This window comes from Saccharibacillus alkalitolerans (assembly GCF_011090185.1).
Taxonomy (GTDB): domain Bacteria; phylum Bacillota; class Bacilli; order Paenibacillales; family Paenibacillaceae; genus Saccharibacillus; species Saccharibacillus alkalitolerans.
The window spans coordinates 146,468-169,294 of sequence record NZ_JAAFGS010000008.1 but is presented as its reverse complement, the minus strand read 5'-3'; the positions used below and the strand labels follow the sequence as shown (position 1 = coordinate 169,294).

At 59.4% G+C, this 22,827-nt stretch carries 22 protein-coding genes; 5 read left to right on the top strand and 17 right to left on the bottom strand.

From position 1 onward, the window contains the following. Positions 1-585: 585 nt before the first annotated feature. From nadE to GYN08_RS19390, 3 genes are all read right to left on the bottom strand, one after another. The gene (gene nadE / locus GYN08_RS19400; protein WP_166277838.1) at positions 586-1,401 is read right to left on the bottom strand and encodes an ammonia-dependent NAD(+) synthetase; all 816 of its coding nucleotides are present in this window, start codon (positions 1,399-1,401) and stop codon (positions 586-588) included. A gap of 230 nt (positions 1,402-1,631) precedes the next feature. After that, on the bottom strand, positions 1,632-2,066 hold the full coding sequence (locus tag GYN08_RS19395; RefSeq protein ID WP_166277835.1) for a BrxA/BrxB family bacilliredoxin: 435 nt from the start codon (positions 2,064-2,066) through the stop codon (positions 1,632-1,634). A 95-nt stretch (positions 2,067-2,161) separates the two neighbouring features. Then, the gene (locus GYN08_RS19390; protein ID WP_166277832.1) at positions 2,162-3,883 is read right to left on the bottom strand and encodes an ATP-binding protein; all 1,722 of its coding nucleotides are present in this window, start codon (positions 3,881-3,883) and stop codon (positions 2,162-2,164) included. 230 nt (positions 3,884-4,113) lie between these two features. Here GYN08_RS19390 and GYN08_RS19385 point away from each other — a divergent pair, with 230 nt between their 5' ends. Then, positions 4,114-5,388, top strand: coding sequence for a BaiN/RdsA family NAD(P)/FAD-dependent oxidoreductase (locus GYN08_RS19385; protein ID WP_166277829.1), 1,275 nt, complete (start codon positions 4,114-4,116; stop codon positions 5,386-5,388). A gap of 87 nt (positions 5,389-5,475) precedes the next feature. On the opposite strand, the gene GYN08_RS19380 is transcribed toward GYN08_RS19385, so the two are convergent. Together GYN08_RS19380 and GYN08_RS19375 are read right to left on the bottom strand one after the other, a co-directional pair. Then, the gene (locus GYN08_RS19380; RefSeq protein WP_166277827.1) at positions 5,476-6,744 is read right to left on the bottom strand and encodes an ABC transporter permease; all 1,269 of its coding nucleotides are present in this window, start codon (positions 6,742-6,744) and stop codon (positions 5,476-5,478) included. Then, positions 6,741-7,475: an ABC transporter ATP-binding protein gene (locus GYN08_RS19375; protein WP_166277824.1), complete on the bottom strand. Its 735-nt coding sequence runs from the start codon at positions 7,473-7,475 to the stop codon at positions 6,741-6,743. The genes GYN08_RS19380 and GYN08_RS19375 overlap by 4 nt, the downstream gene beginning before the upstream one ends. Before the next feature lie 289 nt (positions 7,476-7,764). Here GYN08_RS19375 and GYN08_RS19370 point away from each other — a divergent pair, with 289 nt between their 5' ends. Next, positions 7,765-8,232: a MarR family winged helix-turn-helix transcriptional regulator gene (locus GYN08_RS19370; RefSeq protein ID WP_166277821.1), complete on the top strand. Its 468-nt coding sequence runs from the start codon at positions 7,765-7,767 to the stop codon at positions 8,230-8,232. Positions 8,233-8,557: 325 nt separating this feature from the next. Here the strand turns inward: GYN08_RS19370 and GYN08_RS19365 are convergent, their stop codons facing one another. Both GYN08_RS19365 and GYN08_RS19360 read right to left on the bottom strand, forming a co-directional pair. Beyond that, positions 8,558-10,024 (bottom strand): MDR family MFS transporter, encoded by a 1,467-nt coding sequence (locus GYN08_RS19365; RefSeq protein ID WP_166278017.1) that lies wholly within the window; start codon positions 10,022-10,024, stop codon positions 8,558-8,560. Between the two features lie 315 nt (positions 10,025-10,339). Further along, positions 10,340-10,642 (bottom strand): hypothetical protein, encoded by a 303-nt coding sequence (locus tag GYN08_RS19360; RefSeq protein ID WP_166277818.1) that lies wholly within the window; start codon positions 10,640-10,642, stop codon positions 10,340-10,342. 261 nt (positions 10,643-10,903) lie between these two features. Between GYN08_RS19360 and GYN08_RS19355 the strand changes: the two genes are divergently transcribed. Then, on the top strand, positions 10,904-11,383 hold the full coding sequence (locus GYN08_RS19355; RefSeq protein WP_166277815.1) for a GAF domain-containing protein: 480 nt from the start codon (positions 10,904-10,906) through the stop codon (positions 11,381-11,383). 110 nt (positions 11,384-11,493) lie between these two features. Here GYN08_RS19355 and GYN08_RS19350 read toward each other — a convergent pair whose 3' ends face one another. The 3 genes from GYN08_RS19350 to GYN08_RS19340 all read right to left on the bottom strand — a co-directional run bounded on the left by GYN08_RS19350 (position 11,494) and on the right by GYN08_RS19340 (position 14,468). Further along, complete coding sequence (locus tag GYN08_RS19350) at positions 11,494-12,219, bottom strand: phosphatase PAP2 family protein (RefSeq protein WP_166277812.1); 726 nt, start codon at positions 12,217-12,219, stop codon at positions 11,494-11,496. A 216-nt stretch (positions 12,220-12,435) separates the two neighbouring features. Further along, positions 12,436-13,767: an Nramp family divalent metal transporter gene (locus GYN08_RS19345; RefSeq protein WP_166277809.1), complete on the bottom strand. Its 1,332-nt coding sequence runs from the start codon at positions 13,765-13,767 to the stop codon at positions 12,436-12,438. A 233-nt stretch (positions 13,768-14,000) separates the two neighbouring features. Then, complete coding sequence (locus tag GYN08_RS19340; protein ID WP_166277807.1) at positions 14,001-14,468, bottom strand: DUF402 domain-containing protein; 468 nt, start codon at positions 14,466-14,468, stop codon at positions 14,001-14,003. A 237-nt stretch (positions 14,469-14,705) separates the two neighbouring features. Between GYN08_RS19340 and GYN08_RS19335 the strand changes: the two genes are divergently transcribed. Beyond that, positions 14,706-15,164, top strand: a complete 459-nt coding sequence (locus GYN08_RS19335) for a GNAT family N-acetyltransferase (protein ID WP_166277804.1) — start codon at positions 14,706-14,708, stop codon at positions 15,162-15,164. Positions 15,165-15,317: 153 nt separating this feature from the next. On the opposite strand, the gene GYN08_RS19330 is transcribed toward GYN08_RS19335, so the two are convergent. Both GYN08_RS19330 and azlC read right to left on the bottom strand, forming a co-directional pair. Next, the gene (locus GYN08_RS19330; protein ID WP_166277801.1) at positions 15,318-15,644 is read right to left on the bottom strand and encodes a branched-chain amino acid transporter permease; all 327 of its coding nucleotides are present in this window, start codon (positions 15,642-15,644) and stop codon (positions 15,318-15,320) included. Next, entirely contained in the window at positions 15,641-16,378 is a 738-nt protein-coding gene (gene azlC, locus GYN08_RS19325; RefSeq protein ID WP_166277798.1) for an azaleucine resistance protein AzlC, read from the bottom strand. Before azlC ends, GYN08_RS19330 begins: the two co-directional genes overlap by 4 nt. A 108-nt stretch (positions 16,379-16,486) precedes the next feature. On the opposite strand from azlC, the gene GYN08_RS19320 reads away from it, so the two are divergent. Beyond that, positions 16,487-17,875: an aminotransferase-like domain-containing protein gene (locus GYN08_RS19320; RefSeq protein WP_166277795.1), complete on the top strand. Its 1,389-nt coding sequence runs from the start codon at positions 16,487-16,489 to the stop codon at positions 17,873-17,875. A gap of 44 nt (positions 17,876-17,919) precedes the next feature. Here GYN08_RS19320 and GYN08_RS19315 read toward each other — a convergent pair whose 3' ends face one another. The 5 genes from GYN08_RS19315 to GYN08_RS19295 all read right to left on the bottom strand — a co-directional run bounded on the left by GYN08_RS19315 (position 17,920) and on the right by GYN08_RS19295 (position 22,689). Further along, complete coding sequence (locus GYN08_RS19315; RefSeq protein WP_235946395.1) at positions 17,920-18,582, bottom strand: M15 family metallopeptidase; 663 nt, start codon at positions 18,580-18,582, stop codon at positions 17,920-17,922. 160 nt (positions 18,583-18,742) lie between these two features. Continuing rightward, positions 18,743-19,966, bottom strand: a complete 1,224-nt coding sequence (locus tag GYN08_RS19310) for a TraB/GumN family protein (protein ID WP_166277793.1) — start codon at positions 19,964-19,966, stop codon at positions 18,743-18,745. A gap of 175 nt (positions 19,967-20,141) precedes the next feature. Then, positions 20,142-21,041, bottom strand: a complete 900-nt coding sequence (locus tag GYN08_RS19305; RefSeq protein WP_166277790.1) for a YitT family protein — start codon at positions 21,039-21,041, stop codon at positions 20,142-20,144. Positions 21,042-21,287: 246 nt separating this feature from the next. Further along, positions 21,288-21,692, bottom strand: coding sequence for a GNAT family N-acetyltransferase (locus GYN08_RS19300; RefSeq protein WP_328802981.1), 405 nt, complete (start codon positions 21,690-21,692; stop codon positions 21,288-21,290). A 379-nt stretch (positions 21,693-22,071) separates the two neighbouring features. Further along, entirely contained in the window at positions 22,072-22,689 is a 618-nt protein-coding gene (locus GYN08_RS19295) for an NAD(P)-dependent oxidoreductase (protein ID WP_166277787.1), read from the bottom strand. Between the last annotated feature and the right edge of the window lie 138 nt (positions 22,690-22,827).

The following is a 22,827-nucleotide window of genomic DNA, read 5'->3' as shown; positions in this document are numbered from 1 at the left end:
ACGATCGGCAGTCCGTCCGATCGGGAGAAACAAGCTCTCCCTCAGCTTCGCCCTATATTGTAGCAGGAGAAGCAGGCGAACTCCAGTTCCGGGCCTTTATTCGCGTAAAACCTGCGGGCTGCGGGAGAAAGGACCAAAATAAATGCATAGGAGCAGCTATTTTCGAAAAAAAGCCACGTTTTTGCGAAATAGCTGCGTACAAGCACTTAAATTATCATTTTGATGTCTGTTTTTACGTTTCCGCAAAAAATAGCTGCTCTGCTGCACTTATTTTTCGATTCGGCCGCGATTTAAGCCAAATAGCTGCCTGAGCGCAGTTATTTCTAAAAATCCGGGCAGGCATGCGAACACTGCGGGCTGCGGACTGCGCGAAGGAGTCTTCGGACCTCGCATCTTCCTTTGATATCCGCCTCTTATCTCGTCTCCGCCGGCGGATCGGCCGATGCTGGACAAGCGGCCGACCGAAACCCTGCCGACTTTTCCGCAGAAAAAAGGCCTGCCGTAAGCAGGCCTTTCAGAACTCGTGTTCCGACCGCATTCCGTCCGCCCGGCAGGCGCGACGCGCCGAAGAAGCTCGGGCGTCGATCAGATGCCCGGGATCGGATCGCGCTTATGCGCCGTTTTCTTGTAATAGTTCTCCAACAGCGACTGAATTTCCGGCTTGATTTCCTTGCCCTCCAGGTAATCGCTGTTCTCGTCGTACGTGATGCCCAGTTCGTTCTCGTCGGTCTGACCGACCCAGAGACCGGCTGTCGGCGCTTTGGTCACGATCTCGGCCGGCACGCCCAGCGCGCTCGCCACCTGGCGGACTTGACGCTTGTTCAGCGTGGACAGAGGCGTGACGTCGACCGCGCCGTCGCCCCACTTCGTGTAGAAGCCGGTGATCGCTTCCGACGCATGGTCCGTGCCGACGACGATCAAGTTCATCTCGAACGACAGCGCGTACTGCACGACCATCCGGGTTCTGGCTTTGATATTGCCTTTGCCCTTATCCGTCATCTTGCGCGGATTGCTCGCGTCAAGATTTTCGAATCCTTTTTCGACGGTGGAAGCGATGTGCTCGACCGCGTCCTGAATGTTCGTCTCGACCGTATGCGTCAGGTTGAACGCTTTGGCGGTCGCGTAGCTGTGCTCGATGTCGGACTGTTCGCCGTAAGGCTGGAACACGCCGAGCGTGATGTATTCCTTCCCGGTCTCCTGCGTCAGCTCGTCCGTCGCGCGCTTGCACAGGCCGGTCGCCACCGCGCTGTCCACGCCGCCGCTGATCGCGATCAGCAGGCCGTTCGTGCCCGAGTTGACTACGTACTGTTTCAGGAAGTCGACCCGTTTGCGGATCTCGGCTTCCGGATCGATTGTGGGCTGAACGCCCAGTTCGGCAATAATCTGCTGCTGCAAACTCATCGTACATTCTCTCCTTTGAATATCCGGAATCTGTCTCTCCCGGACAAAATGGATGACGCCTCTCCCTTCAATTATACCCTTTAGAGGCTGACATCGAACTTACGCGGCGCATTTTTCGACTCCGTGCCGCGCATCGCCGGTCCGCGGATGCCTCTTCGCGACAAAAAACGCCCCGGCGGGACGCGTACGTCTGCCGGGGCGCTGCCTGTCAATGCTGCCGGAAATCCGGATCAGCCGCAGTATTCGTCGAACACCCGGGTCAGCTCGTCGGCAATCTCGCCGGCGGAGCGGTCTTCAATCCCGTGACGCTCGATAAAGTGAACGAGTTCTCCGTCTTTGAACAGCGCGATCGAAGGCGAAGAAGGCGGGTAAGGCGCGAAATATTCGCGTGCCTGCGCCGTCGCTTCCTTATCCTGTCCGGCGAATACCGTAAACAGGTTGTTCGGCTTTTTCTCGTGCTGCAGCGCCTGAGCGACGCCGGGACGGCATTGTCCGGCGGCGCAGCCGCATACCGAGTTAATGACGACAAGCGTCGTTCCCGAAGCGTTCGGAAGATTCTCTTCCACTTCCTCCGGCGTACGAAGTTCGCGGATGCCGAGCGATGTCAGCTCGTCCCGCATCGGTTGGATCATGTCACGCATGTATTGGTCGAAAGACATTGCCATGTCGATTCACTCCTTCGAAACGTTGATGTGCTTTCATTATACCGTGCCTCCTAACGAAAGGAAAGCCGTTTCCCGGCAAAGACGAACCGGGGCCTTCAGCCCCGGCTGCCGTCCCGCCCTTCCGAGGCCTTTCCCGACTTGACGAAGTCGACCCGCACTTCCGTGCCTTCCCCCACCGCGGAGTCGATCGTCAGCGTGCCCCCGTGGCGTTCGGCGATTCCGATGCACAAGGCCAGCCCCAATCCGGTTCCCGTTTTTTTCGTCGTAAAAAAAGGCTGCTTGATCCGTTCCAGCGTCTCTTCCGAAATGCCCGGACCGTTGTCCCGCACCCGAAGCCGAACGCCGTCTTCCGATTCCTCGACGGCGATGACCAGCTCCCCTTTGTCTCCCATCGCTTCGAGCGCGTTGCGGGCCAAATTCAGAACGAGCTGCTTGATCTCGCCGGGATGCATCGGCATCGCCTCCCCTTCCTCGCCGCCTTCGAGCCGAATCGTCTGGCCGCGCAGATTCGCATCCGCCTGCAGCAGCGGCCACAGCTCCTCGACGACCGAGCGCAGCGTTCGCCGTTCGTTCATTTCCCGCTTCGCGCGCGCCAACGAGAGAAAGTCGTCGATAATGCCTCCGGCGCGGTCCAGTTCCTCGAGAACGATTTTGTAATAATGCGCGTACTCCGCGGGCGTCTTGCGCTGGAGAATCTGCAGATAGCCGCGGACGACGGCCATCGGGTTGCGGACCTCGTGCGTGACTCCCGCCGCCATCTGCCCGATCAGGCGCAGCCGGTTCATGTCTTCCAGCTCAAGCCGCATCCGCTCGATTTCCGTAACGTCGTAGAGGCTGCATACCGCTCCGACCACCTCGCCCGCTTCGGTGTGCGCCGGCGAGAAATAAGCATGGAATTTGCGGCCGCCGAATCCGAAGGCCCGTTCGATCGCCCGATCTTCGCGGATCGTCTGCTCCAGCGCCTGCAGGAACAGCGGGTCGGCCTCCATGCCGATGGATTGAATCAGCTCGGAAAAACTCAGTCCGACAACGGCCTCCCGGGTCATGGACGGCATTCGGTTGCTGAGCGCGCTGAACGCTCGGTCATTCACTCCGGTGATTCGTCCCGAGCGGTCCAGCGTGAGCGCGAAGCCGGGCAGCGTTCGCATAAGGGCCTGCAGCTTCGTCTCTTCCTGAATCATCTTCTCCCGCATCGCGCCGGCCTGCTCGCTCAACAAATATCGATGCTGCACGTCCCGCCGGGAGTTCAGCAGCAGGACTCCCGCGGCGGCGGCGGCCAGCAGCTCGGCCGCCAGGCCCGGAAGCGCGGAAGCGGCGCCCGTTCCTTCTGCCGCGGCCCTCCCGATACGAAAGGCCGCGTGCGGAAAGTAGGCGGCCAGCAGCCATGCGGCCAACAGGAAGCGCCTCCGTACGTTTCGCATGCTCAGAAGCCGCGAACGCGACAGAGCGAGCGCAAGCAGGATAAGTCCCTCGAGCCCGATAAGTAGCAGCTCCCCCGGATTCGAAAACAGGTACCCCATCAAGACATATAACGCGACCAGCGGCAGTCCGCCTTTCGCCGCGCCGTACAAAATCCCCATTCCGGTCGGCAGCAGGGCCAAGCGGCCGTCGATCCGCAGGCTGCCCGCATCGAGTATCCAGCAGAGCAGAAGGGACACCGAACTGGCGTACGCAAAGGCGACGGCGACGGAATCCCAGCCGTGCCGGGGAAGCGGCTCTGACGCGCGCTTACGCAAAAACATCTCCAAAGAAGGCATCAGGAGGACGGGAAGCGAGGCTAACAAAAACTGGATGATGAACACGTTGAACAACTCCACCTGATCTTACCTCCTTTAAAAGGATGCGATGCGCCGACTTCTTGGCAGCCGAAAGGCCCGCAACTTTTCCATATTCAAGAAAATCCATTCCTATCGATTAAAGCATACCTTTTCTCCCGATACAAATTACCCAGAAACGCGCTGGAGTTTAAGGCAACGCCGCTCCTTTGCGCGCTGCCGTTTTATGCTATGATGGAAGAAATCGATCAACTGGAAAAGGAAGATGCATCTTGGATTATGACGTAATCGTCGTGGGCGGCGGTTCGGCCGGGCTGATGGCCGCCGTGGCGGCCGGCGAACGGGGCGCGCGCGTTCTGCTGCTCGACAAGGGAGACAAGCTCGGGCGCAAGCTGGGCATTTCGGGCGGAGGACGCTGCAACGTCACGAACAACAAGGAGTTCGACGAGCTCATCAAATGGATTCCCGGCAACGGCCGGTTTTTGTACAGCGCGCTGTCGCAGTTCGGCAGCCGCGAAATCATCGCTTTTTTCGAAGGGCTGGGCATCCCGCTGAAGGAGGAGGACAACGGGCGCATGTTCCCGGTCAGCGACAAAGCCAAAACGGTCGTGGACGCGCTGATCGGACGGGTCCGCTCGCTCGGCGTCGAAGTGCGGATCAACACGCCGGTCGAGCGTCTATTATATGAAGGCGGGCAGGCGGCGGGCGTAAGATTGAAGGACGGAAAACAAATTTCCGCTCCGTGCGTCGTCGCGGCGGTCGGCGGCAAGTCCGTTCCGAAAACCGGCTCGACCGGCGACGGCTATCCGTGGGCGATCGAAGCGGGACACACGATCACGAAGCTGTTTCCGACCGAAGTGCCGCTGACGTCGGGAGCCGCCTTCATCCAGAGCAAAGAGCTGCAGGGGCTGTCGCTGCGCGACATCGAGCTGACCGTTTGGAACGCCAAAGGGAAAAAGCTCGTCACCCATGTCGGAGACATGCTGTTCACGCACTTCGGCCTTTCCGGCCCGGCGGCTCTCCGATGCAGCCAGTACGTCGTCAAGGAGCTGGACAAGCAGGCCGGCGGAACGGTTCGGGTCACGGTCGACCTGATGCCGGACCGCAGCGCCGACGACGTATACCGCGAGACGCTGAACCTGACGGCGGCCGAGCCGAAAAAAGCGATCAAGAACGTGCTGAAAACGGCCGTGCCGGAAAAGTTGATTCCGCTGCTGCTCGTGCGCGCGGAACTCGACGAGATGCTGACGCACGACAATATCCCGAAAGCCAAATGGACCGAACTTTCGAAGCTGATCAAAGCTTTCCCGATTCCCGTGAACGGCACGCTGTCGATCGAAGACGCCTTCGTGACGGGCGGCGGCGTCCACCTGAAGGAAGTCGACCCCCATTCGCTGGAATCGAAGTTCACGGAAGGTCTGTACTTCTGCGGCGAGCTGCTGGATATCCACGGCTATACCGGAGGTTACAACATTACCGCGGCGTTCTCGACCGGCCATGCGGCGGGCACGAGCGCGGCGGAACGGGCGCTGGCGCTGCGGGGATAGAAGCGCGGTTCCGAAAAAACGCCCGAAAAACATCGAAGCCGGACCTCGTCATCGCGACGCGGTCCGGCTTTTTTGGTTTTCGGTCGGTTACTCCTTCTTCTGCCAAAACAAGGCCAGCATGTAAGCCAGCAGCACGCCCGCGGCCGCCCCCGGCAGGCCGAAAGCGAACGCTCCCCACCAGGCGCCGAGAACTTTGACGCCGAGACAGGCCGTCAGCGCGAACGCGAGCGGCAGCATCTGGATGCCGACCGTCGGCGCGCAGGCGGAGTCCGCCAGCGCCCGGTCCATCGAAGCGACCGGCGGGAAGGCATGATCGGCGAAGCGCAGCCAGAGCCCGCGCAGCCACATGGAGAACAGGAGCAGGATCAGCGGCACGAGGATCCAGCCGACCCAGGCCGGACCGGCGGCGGTGCTCGCCAGGCCGAGGACCGCGATGGGCAGGTACATCGACGCGTAGCCGCTATCCCGCAGCGCGCTCTTGAGCGCGGCGTCGGCGATCTGTCGCGTCCGCCAGCTGCCGACGAAGCTCGGCAGCAGCGGACCCGACCGGCGCAGCAGGCGCGACGACCGCTTCGGCGGACGGGGCTTGTCCACCGCGCGCGACAGCAGCAGCGCCGCGAAGCGCATTCGCGCCGCCAGGTCGGCGGCGGCGCTCTCCTCGAAATGATGCGACAGCGCGGCGCGCCTCCGCATCATAACGGCTGCCGCCGCGCCGAGTCCCGCGGCGGCGGCCAGGCTCGCGGCCGTCCCGGAAGCGGCCGCCCAGAGAAAGAGCGCCGAAGCCGCGAGCAGCCCCGCGGAGGCGGCATTGCCTTTCAGGCGTTTCCGCCGGAATACGCCCATAAAATGCGCCAGCATTCCCGCCGCGGCATGCAGCGCCCACGCCGCCGCATACAACGCGGCGACGGCGGTCCACGGGAGCCCGTACAGCTCCCGGAGGAAAGGCAGCAGCAGGGCGAAGACCAGCGCGGCTTTGATGCCCTGGAACGCCGCGAACAGCGTAAGTCCGCGGGCCGTCACGCCGCGCAGCCAGCCGGGACGCTGCCGCAGGAACACGGCGTCGGCCGGCTCCAGCATCAGGATCGGCCGGGAAGCCAGCGCCGTCAGCAGCGGAACGATCAGCAGCGCGATCGGCGGAATGCCCTGCATGACCGGCGGAATCTCCCCGTGCCAGAAGCCGTAATAATAGCGGCCGCCGAGCAGCCCGAACGGAATGACGATGTACAGCGCCACGACCCAATCGACGACCAGGCGCAAGTTTTTGATTTCCCAGTCCAAGTGGTCCCGCAGCCGGCGGCGGAACAGCGCACCCGGACGGCCCAATCCCGCGAAGGCGGATACGGCGGCGCGGCTCATACGGTCAGCGCCTCAAAACAGTCGAACAGATCGCCTTCCGCCAGTCCGCTCGTTTTCCGGATCTGCGCCATGTCGCCCTGCGCCGCCGTTTCCCCGTTCGAGAGCAGCACGAAATAATCGCAAATTTTTTCTGCCGTATCCAGGACGTGGGTGCACATCAACACGCCCGCTCCGCGCTTCCGCTCCTCTTCCAGCAGCCGCAGAAAATCCCGGGTCGCCCGCGGATCGAGACCGATGAACGGCTCGTCGACGATGTAGACGTCCGGCTTCAGCAGGAAGCCGAGCATCAGCATCATTTTCTGCTTCATCCCCTTCGACATGCCGCCGGGCAGCTTGTCGCGGGCGTCGGTCATCCGGAACCGCTCCAACAGTTCTTCCGCGCTCCGCTCGAACGCCTTTTCCTCCATTCCGTAGGCCGCGCCCGCCAACGACAGATGCTCCCACAGCGTCAGCGTGTCGTAGTAGAGCGGCTGTTCCGGCACATAAGCGTATGTTCCCGAACCGCCCATCGCGATTTCGCCCTTCACATGGGGGATCAGCTTGAGGATCGCCTTGATCGTCGTGCTTTTTCCCGCTCCGTTGGGCCCGATAAGCCCGACCAATTCCCCGCTGCGCACGCCGAATTCGATCTGCCGGACCCGGGCGTCCCCCGGCGAATAGCCGGCCTCCTCGATTCGGATATCCAGCACCCTGTCTTCCTGCAGGATCGGTTCCTGCTCTTCCGTTCCCATCGGCCGTCCCTCTCTTTCTGTTTACCAAAAGCACTGCTCCCTGCTTGCGGTCCTTGTAGCGCAGCAAACAAGTTTTTCTTCGCCATAATACGACTTTTTCGCACTTTGGTTGCTTTTTTCGCCAAATATCTCCTGTGTGCGCCGTCACTTCAAATTTGAAGTTTCGGTGAAAACGCAAAATTTTAATAGTTCAAATGAAAAACTGTGACAAATGACATGTTCCGAACCGATAACGCTGCACTAAGATAAATATATTCCATCTACCAAAATTTGAAAGGGCGGAGGCGCAATGATTCATTCCCAGGCACGCGATACCGAACTGGCGCTGCATCTGTACCGGGTGTTCGCCAAGTCGTTCAAGAGCGTCAGCGAACATGCCGTCAGCGGCAGCAAGATCCAAGGATTCAACCCGACGGCGTTCGCCGTTCTTGAAGTGCTGTATTTCAAAGGCCAACAGCCGATCCAGCAGATCGGAGCCAAGCTCCTGCTGCAGAGCGGCAACGTTACTTACGTCATCGACAAACTGGAGCGTCACGGCATGCTGGTCCGCCATCCCTGCCCGACCGATCGCCGCGTCATCTATGCCGAACTGACCGACAAAGGCAGAGCCCTGATGGACGAAGCTTATCCGAATTATGCCGACCGTCTCACCAACGCGCTGAGCGGCCTCGAAGAGGAAGAAAAGCTGCAGTTGATCTCGCTGCTCAAGAAAATGGGCATGGAAGCGGAAAGATTGTCTCCGTCGGCACGAAAATAACGGCTTCGTTCCGAAAATAACGGCGTCGCGGCTTCGTCCCGGCGGCGGTCTTTTTACGAAATCCGTGCCGCCTTATTAAGTGAAAATTTTCTCAATGTTGTAAAAGCCTCTTCGATTATACTCCGGTCCAGCACGGGCAGCCGGATACTTGAGTCACACAAAAAGACGATTTCCCGCTTCGTTTCGAGGCGCGGGAAATCGTCTTTTTGGCAAGCGGAGCCGGAATGCCGTTCAGCGCCGGGACGGGACGCCGCATAAGGACTTCGCCGTCCCTTCTACCGGGGCGTCCAAGCCTCGGGCGCGCGGCTCGGCCGTGACGGCCCGATCAGACGGCGTCCGGATCCGTCTCCCCCCGCTCCCCTTCCGGCGCGGGCGGCTGCTTGCTCAGCGGCAGTACCGCCAGCAGGCCGAGCACCGTTAAGATCAGCATGACGACGAACAGCGTATGCAGGCCGCCTTCCAGTACGCCCGAGAGGCTGCCGAGCTTATCCGGAGACATCGCCGCCCGTTCATGTTCCGACAGCAGCGCGTTGATGTCGGCTTCGCTGACGCCCGTCGATCCCGAAGTCCCGCCCCCCGACAGCAGGGAAGCGTTCAGCAGCGTCCCGAAAAAAGCGACTCCGAGCGTCTGGCCGAGCGTTCGCAGGAACGTATTCAGCGCCGTCGAGGCCCCCCGCAGCGAATAGCCGACCGAGGACTGCGCCACGATCGTGAACACGGTGAGCGACATGCCGAAGCCTACGCCGAGCACCAGCATCAGCAGCGGCAGCAGATAACCCGGCGAATCGCTGCCGAGCAGCGCGACGCCGGCGCTGCCCGCGACGAGCGCCGCCAATCCGATCACGGCCGCGCCGCGCGCTCCGCTCTTGGCGATCATCCGCCCGCCGATAAACGAACCGGCGATCCAGCTGAACGACATCGGTGCCAGCAGCAGCCCCGACAGCACCGCGCTGCCCTGCTGCACGCCCTGCACCCAGAGTGGGATGTAGGTCGTCAAGCCGATGAGCAGCGTGCTGACGAAGATCGCCGCAAGGCTCGAGAACGTAATATCCCGGATGCGAAACAGCTTCAGCGGAACCATCGGTTCCGCCGCACGGCTCTCGATCCATACGAAGAGCACCAGCATGATCGCCGAACCGGCCAGCAGACCGACGATCAGCGGAGATCCCCACGACGCGTTTTCTCCGCCGGAAGTCAATCCGAGCAGCAGCGCCGTCATGCCGATCGTAAAGGTAGCCGCTCCGGCCCAGTCGATCTGCGCCTTTTTACGCGTCCGCTCCTCTTTCAGAAACAGCGCGATAAACAGCACGGCCAGCAGGCCGAACGGCACGTTGATGCCGAAAATCCAGCGCCAGGAAAACGCATCGACGAGGTATCCGCCCAGCAGCGGACCGACGAGCGACGCGATGCCCCACACCGAGCTGATCATGCCCTGGACCTTGCCGCGTTCCTCCATTTTGTACAGGTCGCCCACGATCGTGTAGGTGACCGGAATGACGGCTCCCGCCCCGATTCCCTGCAGGGCGCGGAACGCGATCAGCTGCTCCATGCCTCCCGCGAAGCCGCACAGGGCGGACCCCGCGATAAACAGCAGGCATCCGGTCAGGAAAACGGGCTTGCGCCCGAACAAGTCGCTCAGTTTGCCGAAGATCGGCGTCGTGACGGCCATCGTCAGCAGGTAGGCCGCGAAGACCCAACTCATGAGCGAAGCCGCCTCGAATTCGCCCACGATCGACGGCGTCGCCGGACTGATGACCGTTCCTTCCACCGCCGCCAGAAACGTGGACAGCATCAAGCCGGCCAGCACATATTTCCGTTTGTCTTGCGATTGTTCCACTTTCGTCAAATCCTTCCGTCGGATCAGGCGCTCCGGCGCCCCGTCCAAAATTGCCGCTCCGATCTCGGCGGCACTTTTTCCATCTTACCACGTCAAGCCGGCGAACGAACCGAATTCCGAATCGATCGGCATGCAAATCCAACCAAGCCATAATAAAAACCCCCGTCTCTGCCTCCGAAGAGGCGCATCGAGGGTTTAACATTCGCCGAGTCGTTTTCGAATCGTTTCTATCATCGTCGGCGCAAAAGGGATCATGATGCCTTCGTCCGCTTAGACTCTGGCGGCCTTGGCGGTGCGGCTCTCGGTCAGCACTTCCGAGCACATGCTTCCGAGCGAACCGCGAATTTTGCGCAGCTCGTCGATTCCCGCCCCCGTCAGCGTGTACTCCTCGCCGTGGGCGGTAAGCAGATTTTCGGCAGCCAGGTTTTCCAGCTCCTGTTTCACTTCCCGATCCGCGACCCGGTAACCGGCACGCTCCAGTTTGGGCAGCGCTTCGCGGATCGAAATGTCCTGCTCCTCCGCGTAATGCAGCAGGTGAATCCGTATGAATAAATTCTGCGTTGCGGCCTGCATATCGCCTCTCCTCCATTCTGTGAACGGCTGTCGCATTCCCGTAGGTCGAATCGTGGCTCCATTCGGCAAAATACGCAGCGTTTGAGTTATCCACTACTTACCCGCCCTTTTCACACCGGAAACATTCGGTTTCCCAAGCTTCGCGCATTGACATTTCGGCGGGAACAGGCCTTAATTAAGAATGTCGGGGTGCCGATTTTGCGGCACGGCCGGCTCAATCGACATTTTTCGAAACCGCACGCGAATAGGAGGCTCACGCCCATGTTTGAAACGAAAAGCTACGCCGGCTCGCGCGAAGAAAATTACGCGACCGCGCTGTCCCAATTGAAAGCCCTGATCGACGGCGAACCCGACCGGATCGCCAACCTCGCCAACGCTTCGGCGCTGCTGGCGCAGTGCCTGCCCGATACCAACTGGTCCGGCTTCTACCTGTACGACGGGAAAGAACTGGTGCTCGGTCCGTTCCAGGGACTGCCCGCCTGCATCCGTATCCCGCTGGGCAAAGGCGTATGCGGCACGGCCGCGCAAACGCGCGAGACGCAGCTCGTCGAAGACGTGCACGCGTTCCCCGGCCATATCGCCTGCGACTCCGCCACCAACAGCGAGATCGTCGTGCCGCTGGTCAAAGGCGGCGAGCTGATCGGCGTGCTGGACATCGACAGTCCGGAACACGCCCGCTTCGACGAGACCGACCGCGAATTCCTCGAAAAATTCGCCGAGATTCTCGTCGCTCAACTGTAATACCAAGACGGTTACCCGCAATGCGCTTCCGTCTTCCGGACGGCCCGAATGGCGTTCGAACAAAAAAGCACCCGCAGCCGCCATTCGGCGGCGCGGGTGCTTTTTCTGTTTTACATCCGAACTCCGTTCTCCATGCCTTCCTGCCGATCCGCTTCCGACAGCCCTCCAAGGCGGCGCTGCCTCCGATGACGCCAGTATTCGAACGCTCCGATCGTCAGCGCCAGCCAGGCGGCGCTCGCCACGTATCCACCGATCACGTCGCTCGGGTAATGAACGCCGAGATAAATCCGGCTGATGCCGATCGACAGCGTCAGCAGAACGCAAAGCGCCAGCGCCGCAATCCGCAGGGGCAGCGGCTTGATCAGACGCCAGAGGATATAGGACAGAATACCGTACAGCGCGAAGGCCCCCATCGAGTGTCCGCTCGGGAAGCTGAACGAGTATTCTTCCGCCAGCCGATTGATATCCGGACGGTCTCGCCGAAATATATTTTTGAGCAGAATATTGAGCAGCGCGCTTCCTCCCGTCGCGCACAGCAGCAGCAGGGGTTCCCAGCGCAGCTTCGGCACGAGCAGCAGAAGCAGCAGCAGAATCGCTTCGATCGCGATCACGATTTTCGTCGAGCCGATCCAGGACAGCGTTTCGGCCGTTTTCGTCCATCCCGGCGATTCCTGTCCTTGAATCCGTCCGATCCATTTATGGTCGAAATCGACGACGGCCTGGTAGCCGGAACCGACCAGCATCGCGATCACTACAAAGGCGACAGCCAGTATGCCGAATCCCGCAAAATGCAGGGCGGTTCGCTTTCTCGAGACTTTGTTTTCCGATTGTGACATTTCTTTTCCTCCGAGTTCATCATGAAGTCATGCGCCGCGTTGAAAACGCAAGTTTTTATCATACCACCGGAACCGCTTTACATTCAATTTACGTTATTCGCGATCTGCGTAAACACTTTTAACAAATAAAAAAGCCCTTTGCCGAAGCAAAAGGCTTTAGCGGACATAAGGAGGCGGCAGCCGTTTCAAAAGCAGCCCCCTCGAATCCGTCCGCCGTCAGAAGCTTTCGACGATGAGGAAGACGTTCAGCGCGATAACCAGCGCCGCGATCGCCCAGCCCAGCACCTTCGTGACCGGATGGTTCACAAGGCCTCCCATCAGCTTGCGGTCCCCGGTGAAGACCATCAGCGGCACCAGCGCAAATGCGATGCCGAACGACAGAATCACTTGGCTGACGACAAGCGCGCGGGTCGCGTCGATTCCCGAGACGATAAGCGCAAGAGGGGGCACCATCGTGATGGCCCGGCGCAGATACAGGTTGATCCGCTTGTTGATGAATCCCTGCATGACCACATCGCCGGACATCGTGCCGACCGACGAGCTCGACAGGCCGGCGATCAGCAGGCCGAGCCCGAAGGAGATCGCCGTGGCCGGACCGGCCAATTCGCGGAAATGGATGAACGCTTGATCCAGCTCTTCGACCAGCAGGCCGTTTTTGAAAAACAGCGCCGCCGCGATAATCAGCATGGCCATATTGACCGCGCCGGCCACGATCATCGCGAAGACGATGTCGAAGAATTCAAGCCGGAAAATTTTCTTCTTCTCCGCTTCGTTGCGTCCGACGATCCGATTCTGCGTCAGCGAGGAATGCAGGTAAATGGCGTGCGGCATGACCGTCGCGCCCAGAATGCCCGCGGCCAGCATCACGCTCTGCGTGCCCGCGAAGTTCGGCGTGAAGATGCCCGCCGTCACGGCGCCCATATCCGGCTTCGCCATGAACACTTGAAACGCGAAGGCCAGCACGACGGCGACGACCATGCCCGCGATGCCGGTCTCCAGCGTGCGGAAGCCGCGGCGCTGAAGCTCAAGAATCGCGAACGACGCGACGGCCGTAATCAGCGCGGCCGGCAGCATCGGAATGCCGAAGATCAGATACAGCCCCAATGCCGCCCCGATAAATTCGGCCAGGTCGGTCGCGATGATGACCAGCTCGCTCTGAATCCACAGGAAGATCGAGACGCCTTTGGGGAAGCGGTCGCGCGCGACTTCCGGCAGATTGCGGCCCGTCGCGATGCCCAGCTTCGCCGACAGCGACTGGATCAACACGGCCATCAGGTTCGAAGCGAAAATGACCCACAGCAGCATATAGCCGTACTGCGATCCCGCCGTAATGTTCGTGGCGAAGTTGCCGGGGTCGATGTAAGCGACGGCGGCGATAAAGGCCGGCCCCAGAAACGGCAGCAGCCGTCTAAAGCCTTTCGTTTCTCCGTTCAACACGGCCTCGGCAGCCAGCTCCGTTTTGTTTCTTGCCCGTGCCTGGCCGCTTACGAGTTCATTCGGCGCCTTTTCTCTCTGCCGCGCCGCTTTTCGTTCAAGTTCTCTCTCCATGATTCGTTCACCTCTCCGTCTCCTGCTCTATGTGCACTTTCCTTCAGCTACATTTGTTCTCCTTGCACATGAATGTTTCCCTAGTGCAACTTTTGAACTGATTATAATCCTTTTCTTTTTATATGTAAACACTTCAATAGATAAATTTACACGAAAAAAAATTTCTTTTTTCACGTTATTTCATTCGCTTTCTTCCCTGCTTCTTCTCCCGAGCGATAAAAAAAACGGCGAAGCTATTCGTTCAGCTTCGCCGTTTCGGCCGCGATTCTGGACACTTGCGCGTCAAGGCTTCCGTCGAACGGAAATCTTCCCCGGTGCGCGCGTTCCTGAAGATCCCGCAGCGACCGCTGCGCGTACCGGACCAGTTCGTCGGGATAACCGAGCCGCCGGCGGTTGTCCTCGAACTCGTCCTCGTCGACTACCCGCCAGCCCAGTTCCTCGTTCCAGAGCAGGTCCAGATCGAGATCGACGAACGAGACATCATTCCCTTTCCTTACGCACGGCTGCGCGATATTGCAGTAGATCGAGATCACTCCGCCTTCCGCGATATCGAAGCTTACCGTATACCCTTCGTTCAGCGCGTAGACTTCAAGCGAGGCGTGCGGAACGGTAAAGGTTTGCCCTTTCGTATGATGCTTCAATCGGCGCCCGGCTTTGCCTTCGGCAATCAGGCAGCCTTCGCGCTCCTCGAGCAGCTTCATTTCCCAGTCGTAATGGGGGGGTATGTCCGTATTTCAGCGCATGCAGCTTCAACTCCATCGGCTTCTCCTTTCCGTTTCCCGGATTCTGTCGCGCGACGTCCGGATGCCGCTCCCATTATACCTTCCCGGAAGCATTTCCGCAGGCGGCAATTTACAGGGCGGCGGCCGGCTCTTATAATGCATGTATCCGATCCTTCAAATTCAAACCAAAATCCGGCACGAGAGGAATCCTGAGACATGCAATGGCATTTGAAATCGTTTCGACAATTGACCGGAGACGAAGTGTACCGCATTTTGCGCGAACGGGTAAACGTCTTCGTCTTGGAGCAAAACTGCCTCTACCCCGAAGTCGACGGCAAAGATCCGCTGAGCCATCATTTATACGCGGAGGAAGACGGACAGATCGCGGCCTACTGTCGCCTGCTCCCTCCCGGCGTCTCCTACGACCAGTCTTCCATCGGACGCGTTCTGGTCAACTCCGAATTCCGCGGGCAGGGCTTGGCGCAGGAACTGATGAACCGCGCGATCGCCTTCCTCGGCGAACAGTGGAGCGAGGCGGACGTCAAGATTCAGGCGCAGCATTATTTGGAAAAATTCTACGGTTCCTTCGGCTTCCGCTCCGTTTCCGACGTGTATTTGGAAGACGATATTCCGCATGTGGACATGGTGCTGAGCCGGAGCGAAAAACTTTCCTGAACCGTGCCCGCATGCCGCACCCGTTTCCTTTTCGAGCTCTTTATCGGCTGCCCGGAACTTTTCCGGGCTTTTCCCCGTGCGCGCTTTTTCTGCACCGAGCGGCCCGCTCCTTTCTCCTAAAAAAACAAGCGGCCTCTTTAAGAGGCGGCTTGTTCACAGTCGAATCAAAATCATATACAGCACAGTCCCCGCCGCGATTGACAGAAACATGTTTTTCTTCCACAGATGCAGCCAAACTACCGCCGCCACCGCCACAAGTTCGGGAAGCCCGCGGCTGCCGGCCAGCACGTTCACGTCTTTGAGGCTGTACACGACCAGCAGACCGATCGCGGCGGCGGGCAGCACCCGGCCGAGATACTTGACGTATTCCGGCGTCGGCCGGCCCGGCGGGAAGATCAGGAACGGAAGGAAGCGCGTCGCCATCGTGCCGAGCACGACGACCGCGATCATGATGATCTGCTGGCTTACCGTCATCGTCATGCCCGCTCCCCTCCTTCTCCCGCAGCCGCCGTTTTGCGTTCCATGCCTTTGCGCGTCAGCGTCAGCACGGCCAAAATGGCGATCATCGCCGGAACGATGAACTTATCCGCGCCGAAGACGATCAGACTGAGAACCGAAATGCCGATGCCCAGCAGCGCGCTGTCATGCACCTTCTGCTTCATCCACTGCTCCATGAAAATCACGACGAACAGCGCGGTCATCACGAATTCCAGTCCTTTCAGATCGAACGCGACAAACGACCCCAGCAGCCCGCCGATCGTCGCTCCCGCCACCCAGTACGCATGATTGAGCAGCGTGACGAAAAACATGTACCATCCCCGGTCGATGCCTTCGGGAATCTTGGCGGCATAGTTGATCGAGAACGATTCGTCGCACATCCCGAAGATCAGATACGGCTTTTTCCAGCCCGTGCCCTTATACTTTTCCAGCATGGATAAACCGTAAAACAAATGCCGCGCGTTCACCATCAGCGTCAGCAGCAGCGCGCCCAGCGGATTGAACGCGCCGAGCAGCAGACCCACCGCCACGAACTCCATCGAACCGGCAAAAATCAGCAGGCTCATCAGAAACGTCCAACCGGCGCCGAAGCCCGAGACGTTCATGAAGACGCCGTAGGCGATGCCCAAAAACATAAATCCGGCCAAGATCGGCACGGTGACGGGAAAAGCCGACCGGAAAGCCGCTCCCGCTCCTGTAGCTGCATGATCGTTCATCTCGCCTTTTTCTCTCCTCGCATCCAAACTCGTTTCGTTCATTCTAGACTCGTAAATCCATACAATCAACGATATAATTGTATGGATTACAATTTAACGAGGTGCGATATGCCGATCAATTCTTTTGTCGATTACCCCATGTCCTGGCGTCCCGAACGCCGCGAACTGGAACGTCCCGTGTATCTTTCGCTGGCGCGGATGCTGGAACGGGACATCACGGAAGGCTTCCTGCCGCCGGGTACGAAGCTTCCGCCGCAGCGCGAGCTCGCCGACTTTCTCGATATTAATTTCACGACCGTAACCCGGGCGTACAAGACCTGCGAGCTGAAGGGGCTGCTGCACGCCGTGACCGGAAGCGGCACGTTCGTCTCCACCAACGCCGTGCGCTCCGTCACGATCTCCAGGGACCGGGTGCCCGTCGAATGCATCGATTTCGGTCTCGTCGCCTCGTTCGAGCAGAGCAACTTCATGGTGACGGAAGCGGTTCGAAAGGTCTCCGCGCGCGCCGGGCTGGAGCAGTTTCTGAATTACGACAATCCGGACGGCATTCCCCATCAAAAAGAAGCCGCGCTCCGCTGGATGCGTCCCCTCGGCATTACGGCGAATGCCGACCAAGTGGCGATCGTATCCGGCGCGCAGAACGCGCTGACCGTGACGCTGCTCGCCCTGTTCGAGCCCGGCAGCCGGATCGCGGTGGACGAACACACCTATTCCAACTTTATCGAACTCGCGAAATCGCTGCGCATCAAGCTGATCCCGGTTCCCGGCGACCGGTCGGGCATGCTGCCGGAAGAGCTTGAGGCCTGCTGCCGTTCCACCGACGTCCAGGGCATCTTCCTGATGCCGTCATGCTGCAATCCGACCGCCATTTTCATGCCGAACGAACGCAGGCGGGAGCTTGCCTCGGTGATCGCCAGGCATGACCTGATCGTGATCGAGGACGATATTCACGCCGCCCTGCTGCAGGGAACGACGGCCGAAGACGGCCTTCCCGTCCGCGAAATGCTGCCCGAGCGGACCGTCTATATTTGCAGCACCACCAAGTCCATCTGCTCCGGCATCCGCCTCGCCTACATCGTGTTCGACGACACGATGCGGGAACGCATGCTGCGATCGATCTATCACGTCAACGTCAAGACTTCGTCGCTGGACGCCGAAATCGTCAGCGAGCTGATCGTCTCGGGCAGGGCCGACGACATCGTGGCATACAAAAAATCGCTGGCAAAGTCCGCCAACGATTTGTTTGCCGAATATTTTCCGCAGCCGGACGATCCGGGCCATCCGCTCAGCTTCTTCCGCTGGCTGCGCCTGCCGAAACCCGTGCACGCTTCCCGCTTCGAGAGCGACCTGCTCGCCAGAGGCGTGAGGGTGTTCCATTCGGACCGCTTCCTGGTCGGAACGGGAAGCCGGGAGCAGCATTTGCGCGTCGCGCTTTCTTCGACGGGCTCGCTGGACGAGCTGAGACGGGGACTCGAGATTTTGCGGAGCAGTCTGTAGCGGACGCAGACCGAATGCGCAGAATGAGCTGCGTCTAACCCTGCTCAATCCCTCTGCTGCTCCTGCGCCTCCTCGATTATCGATCCTTTCGGGTATTTGCCGTTCTGCAGCTGCCTCAGCGTATAGCCGAAGTCCATCTGAAGATGCGGGTAATCGCGGAAGTTGCTCCAGTCCCCGCCCCACTCGAAGCCGAACGCCTTGGCCAGGTCGACGACTTCCATCCAATCGGAACGTCCGCTGCCGTTGCCGTCCCTTTCCATGTCCCAGACTATTTTTCCCGCTTCGTCCCGCAGCGCGAAGTCCACCGCCAATCCGTAATTGTGGTACGACTGCCCTCCGCGCGCGTTGGTGACGATATTCCCCGGGTCTTCCCGGCCCTGCCGATACAGCCGATCCTGCTCTTCGGCGCTGCGGAACCCGGACGTGATCACGACCTCGATTCCTTTATCCGCTGCCTGCCGGATCAAGGTATCCGCCTTCGCCCGGACCTCCGGATGGAGTCCGACAAGGCGAGCATCCTCCCGGGTCTCGTCCGGCACGAATCCGAAGAAAGCCAGCGCCTTCCAGGCGGCCAGCAGCAGAAGCAGAAAAATCGCGAGCGGCAGCCAGACGCGTCTTTTTTTCCGTTTCTTGCGTTTACCCGAACGCGGCGGAGCAGGCCGCCCGGCGGGCCGGGAAGCGGAGTAAGGCTTTTTCGCAGCATGCATGATAGAATCTCCTTCGAAAAATTTCGTTATAAACGAGAAAGCCGCGCTTTTCGCGTCCTCCCCCGTACGCATAAAAACGCCTTCCGAAAATCGGCGCAGAAGCGGACGATCATGCGGAAGGCGTGTCGCAGGTTCAAGCTTGCCGCGCTTGCCTGCCGTTTTATTTGCGTGTCACGGTGTATCCTTTGTCCTTAAGCAGCTTGAGGATGCCTTCGTTCCCCGGATAATGCGCGGCGCCGACGACGATAAAGTACTCTTCCGCTTTGCCGCTCTTCAGATAGCCGTCGATTTTGTCGGCCATCCCGACGTTGCGATCGGTCAGCAGCGCTTTGTAATATTCGGGATCTTCGGCAAGGCTGTTCGTCATTTCAAGCAGCGCTTTCTCGTCTCCGCTTTTCCACATGTCCGCCATCTCGTCGGTGCTGTCCGCAATCGTGTCGAAGTTGTCGATCGCCGCCTTCAGATTGCGCTCCTGCAGCCCGTCGGACAGCCCGTTGAACATGCCGAGCTGGGATTCGTAAGACTCCAACTCCAGGACCGGAACTTTGCGCTTAAGCGCCTCCTGGATGAAGTACAAGTCGATCCCCGCGCTCGCGTCGTACCCGGCGCCGCTGGACTGAAGGCTGCTGATCGTCGTCTCGACGACCCATGGCTTGAACTTGTCGAAAGCGTTCGGCTGCAGTCCGTTTTTTTTGAGCAGCGCTCCAAGCTGTTTGTACGTATCGGCGGAAATATGGTCCTTCAGCGTCGTGCCGTCCTGATAGGTCCCCATCGAAAGAATCATCTGCTGCTGCTTTTCGTCCGCCGCCTTGCTGACGTCGATCTCGACGCCCAGATAATCGGCTTCGGCGAAGGCTTCCTCGAACTCTTTGCGCAGCGGATAGAAGCTGTCGTCCGCGATGTGCATCGAACCGACCAGATAGACCGTAGTCGGTCCGTTTTTCACTTCCCACAGGAAGCCGCGAGCCGCTTCTCCCGTCGCTTCGGAGACCAGAAGCACCGTGTTCGTCTTGCGGTCCCAGCGGACTTCGTAGCCGGACACTTCGGCCAAAGCCCGCACCGGGATGAACGATACGCCTCCGATCAGCTCGGCTTCGGTATCGAGCGTCACCGTTTTGCCGTCCACGATCACGCGGACCGTTCCGTTGTGGATGTCTTTCATTTTCGTGCCCAATGCGTCGAGAGTCAGTCTGACCGGAACGTAAGTCACGCCTTTTCGCACGATCGCTTCGCCGAACGCGTATTCGATCGCCTGTCCGTTCACTTTGACGGTTGTCTGCGCATACCCGGCGGGAGGACCGGCGGCGAACGCCGGAACGGACGAAGCCAGCAGACCCGCGGATACGCTAAGGGACAGCAGCATGTTTTTCCATGGTTTTTTCATCAAATGGTGTTCTCCTTAGGCTGAAATTTGACCTTCGATCTGTATTACCCTCATTCGCTCGCCAACGAGCATTATTCCTATATAACGCAAGGCGGATAACTTTCGTTTCGCCGGATTTCACGAACTTCCGAGGCGAAGACCGTTTGACGCGTTGCCGGGCGCCGGACGGCGTTCCTTAGTGAATGTCTTTCTTTTTGAAATTGCCGCCTCTGACTTCCGCCACGTCGTAGACGACCACGAAAGCCTGGGGATCGATCTCGTGAATGATTTCTTTGATCTTGCTCTCTTCCATCCGGTTGATGACGCAGGTGATTTCCTTGAACTGCTCGTTGCTGTAGCCGCCGTAGGCATCCGCATAGGTGGCCCCTCGGCCGAGACGGTCGCGGATCGTTTCGACCATCGTCTCGGGCCGGTTGGTGATGATCTTGAACGTCTTGGAGCCGCTCAGGCCCTCTTCGACGATATGAATGACCTTCGAAGCGATGAAGTAAGCGAGCGCGGACAAGATGGCGCCCTGCAGGCCGAATACGAACGATACCACGATGAACACGAACGTGTTCAGGAACAGGATCAGGTCGCTCGTGCCGAACGGCAGCTTGCGCGACAGCAGCACCGCCAGCATATCGATTCCGTCCAGCGCCCCGCCGTTGCGCAGCGCGATCCCCATGCCCAGGCCGATGATAATGCCGCCGACTACGGTGACGAGCAGCGTGTCGCCTTCGATGATCGCGGGAATATGATGCATCAGGGTCGTGCCGATTGCCAGAGAGGCGATGCCCAGCATCGAATACAGGGCGAAACTTTTGCCGATCTGCTTGTACCCGAGCCATACGAACGGAACGTTGATGATCGCGATCAGCAGGCCCAGCGGCATGCCGAAGAGCTGCGACCCCACGATGCTGAGACCCGTCACCCCTCCGTCGGAGACCCGGTTGGGAATCAATACGGCTTCGAGGCCGTAAGCGGCGATCGCCGCGCCGATCACGATCAGCAGTACCCTGGAGACGATTTTTGCCAGCTGGTTCGCCTTATTCGGTTTGCCCGGCTTTGCGGTTGACGCTTTAACTTGCTGCATTGCATTTCCCCCTTCTTAACGCGCGTCCTCCCGTTTGCCGAGAAGCTGACGAGCGATACGTTCACGCGCCGCGGATCAAAGCCCTAACTTCTATTTTACCGAAACGCGCGCAATTTTAGCAAATGAAACGGCATCTGCGGGAGGGCGCGGATTTTTACGCAAAAAAAGGCCGTCCTTCATCGCCGAAGCGCCGAAAGGACGGCCTGCCGCATATGAAAATGCCGCATATCGATCACGATTCAAGTTTTAGCAGCTCCGCTCCATGACTACGTAATCTTTGCCGCCCTTGTTGAACACGACATCCGTCTTCGACAAGCCGAACTTCTCGTAGAACGACACCTTGTTCACTCTGGCGTTGCAGTAGATCTGCTTGACGCCGCGGCGCTTCGCTTCTTTGAGCACATGGGTCAGCAGCCTGCTGCCGTAGCCGCAGTTCTGCCGCTCGGTCAGCGTCGCGAACTTGCGGAACTGCGCTTCTTTTCCCTGGACGAACAGCGATACCCCGGATACCAGCTCTCCGCCGTCGAACAGCCCGTAATGCAGCCCTTCGTCGTCGTCGGGCAGCTTGATGTAATCGAATTCTTCTGTCGGCCGCATGACCTGATGCCGCAGCTGCCATGCTTGTTCCTTGGTAATTAACTTAACTTCCACACCTAATCGTAACCTCTCATTCTGCGTTATACGTTTTGTTGAATGAACCGGAATCCGTCGGTCTCTTACCCTTACGGGCGAGAAGCACTCCGGTTTCACACTCGATTGTACCACTTTTGGAAGCGGGATGAGAGGGGCGCGCTTCAATACGTTCGGAAAAGATGAAAAGTTCAGCTTGCGGATCCTCGGCTGCTTGATGACGAAGTAATCGTCTGCCGCCTCGCCGCCAAAGTTCAACCCTAATTCATGGCAGCCGATCTTTTTATCCTCATACCGAATCGGCGTATACACTCGCACATGATTGTAACTCAAGTCGGGGGAATTCATGTAGGTAATCCGAATAGACTCGACTTGGACCTCGATAAGGAAAAAGGTTCCGTCAGTAAGCCAGCCCTACCCGGGCGCCGATATAACGGCGATCCCCGATCTGCCCGTACGCGAACTCCGCCGTGTCCGGGACCGAAATCTCCGTACCGCCTTCCGGCAAATAATCGCGCTCCGAGCGGAAGCGGCCCAAGCGTTCGCCGTCCGGCAGGTACGTCGGGCAGACGATCGTCCAGTCCAGATCGGAAGCTTTCAGCAGCTCGTACACGCGGCGGTGCTCTTCGGCGGCGCGGGTCGATCGGCGTTTGGATTCGCCGGATTGATAGCGCAGCAGCTCCGGTTCGGTACGGCTTTGCAGGATTCCGGCCGTGCCGATCGTCACGATGCGCCGGATGCCGGCTTCGCGCATGACGTTGATGATGATCGGCATGCTGTCGCTGAGCGTCGTGGTTCCGTCGGTGTTGAGCGCGCTGAACACGACGTCTGCCCCTTCCGCCGCGCGTCCGACGTCCGATTCGTCGCAGGCGTCGCCTTGAAGGATATTCAGACGGTCATGGGATTGAATCTTCCCCGCTTCGCGCACCAGCGCCGTCACTTCATGTCCGTCGTTCAGGGCTAGGCTCGTGATGACGCTGCCGACTCGCCCGGTTGCGCCCAAGATTAAGATCCGCATACTTCACCTCCATAGTTCTCGCAATTGTTTGTCGTCGTCCTATCCTGCCAGGGCTTCGTCCCCTCCGCATAACGCGCGGCGGCGGCAAACAGCCGAAAGGGACAAAGCCGTTTCCTGCCGGCCTTGCCCCTTTTCCTA

Bases quoted from the DNA above. Each gene is read 5' to 3' on its own strand.
- nadE (WP_166277838.1), bottom strand. From the start codon at position 1,401: ATGAGTTTGCAGCAGCAGATTATTGCCGAACTGGGCGTTCAGCCCACA.
- GYN08_RS19395 (WP_166277835.1), bottom strand. From the start codon at position 2,066: ATGGCAATGTCTTTCGACCAATACATGCGTGACATGATCCAACCGATG.
- GYN08_RS19380 (WP_166277827.1), bottom strand. From the start codon at position 6,744: ATGAGCCGCGCCGCCGTATCCGCCTTCGCGGGATTGGGCCGTCCGGGT.
- GYN08_RS19375 (WP_166277824.1), bottom strand. From the start codon at position 7,475: ATGGGAACGGAAGAGCAGGAACCGATCCTGCAGGAAGACAGGGTGCTG.
- GYN08_RS19370 (WP_166277821.1), top strand. From the start codon at position 7,765: ATGATTCATTCCCAGGCACGCGATACCGAACTGGCGCTGCATCTGTAC.
- GYN08_RS19365 (WP_166278017.1), bottom strand. From the start codon at position 10,024: ATGCTGTCCACGTTTCTGGCGGCGGTGGAAGGAACGGTCATCAGTCCG.
- GYN08_RS19360 (WP_166277818.1), bottom strand. From the start codon at position 10,642: ATGCAGGCCGCAACGCAGAATTTATTCATACGGATTCACCTGCTGCAT.
- GYN08_RS19355 (WP_166277815.1), top strand. From the start codon at position 10,904: ATGTTTGAAACGAAAAGCTACGCCGGCTCGCGCGAAGAAAATTACGCG.
- GYN08_RS19350 (WP_166277812.1), bottom strand. From the start codon at position 12,219: ATGTCACAATCGGAAAACAAAGTCTCGAGAAAGCGAACCGCCCTGCAT.
- GYN08_RS19345 (WP_166277809.1), bottom strand. From the start codon at position 13,767: ATGGAGAGAGAACTTGAACGAAAAGCGGCGCGGCAGAGAGAAAAGGCG.
- GYN08_RS19340 (WP_166277807.1), bottom strand. From the start codon at position 14,468: ATGAAGCTGCTCGAGGAGCGCGAAGGCTGCCTGATTGCCGAAGGCAAA.
- GYN08_RS19335 (WP_166277804.1), top strand. From the start codon at position 14,706: ATGCAATGGCATTTGAAATCGTTTCGACAATTGACCGGAGACGAAGTG.
- GYN08_RS19330 (WP_166277801.1), bottom strand. From the start codon at position 15,644: ATGACGATGACGGTAAGCCAGCAGATCATCATGATCGCGGTCGTCGTG.
- azlC (WP_166277798.1), bottom strand. From the start codon at position 16,378: ATGAACGATCATGCAGCTACAGGAGCGGGAGCGGCTTTCCGGTCGGCT.
- GYN08_RS19320 (WP_166277795.1), top strand. From the start codon at position 16,487: ATGCCGATCAATTCTTTTGTCGATTACCCCATGTCCTGGCGTCCCGAA.
- GYN08_RS19315 (WP_235946395.1), bottom strand. From the start codon at position 18,582: ATGCATGCTGCGAAAAAGCCTTACTCCGCTTCCCGGCCCGCCGGGCGG.
- GYN08_RS19310 (WP_166277793.1), bottom strand. From the start codon at position 19,966: ATGAAAAAACCATGGAAAAACATGCTGCTGTCCCTTAGCGTATCCGCG.
- GYN08_RS19305 (WP_166277790.1), bottom strand. From the start codon at position 21,041: ATGCAGCAAGTTAAAGCGTCAACCGCAAAGCCGGGCAAACCGAATAAG.
- GYN08_RS19295 (WP_166277787.1), bottom strand. From the start codon at position 22,689: ATGCGGATCTTAATCTTGGGCGCAACCGGGCGAGTCGGCAGCGTCATC.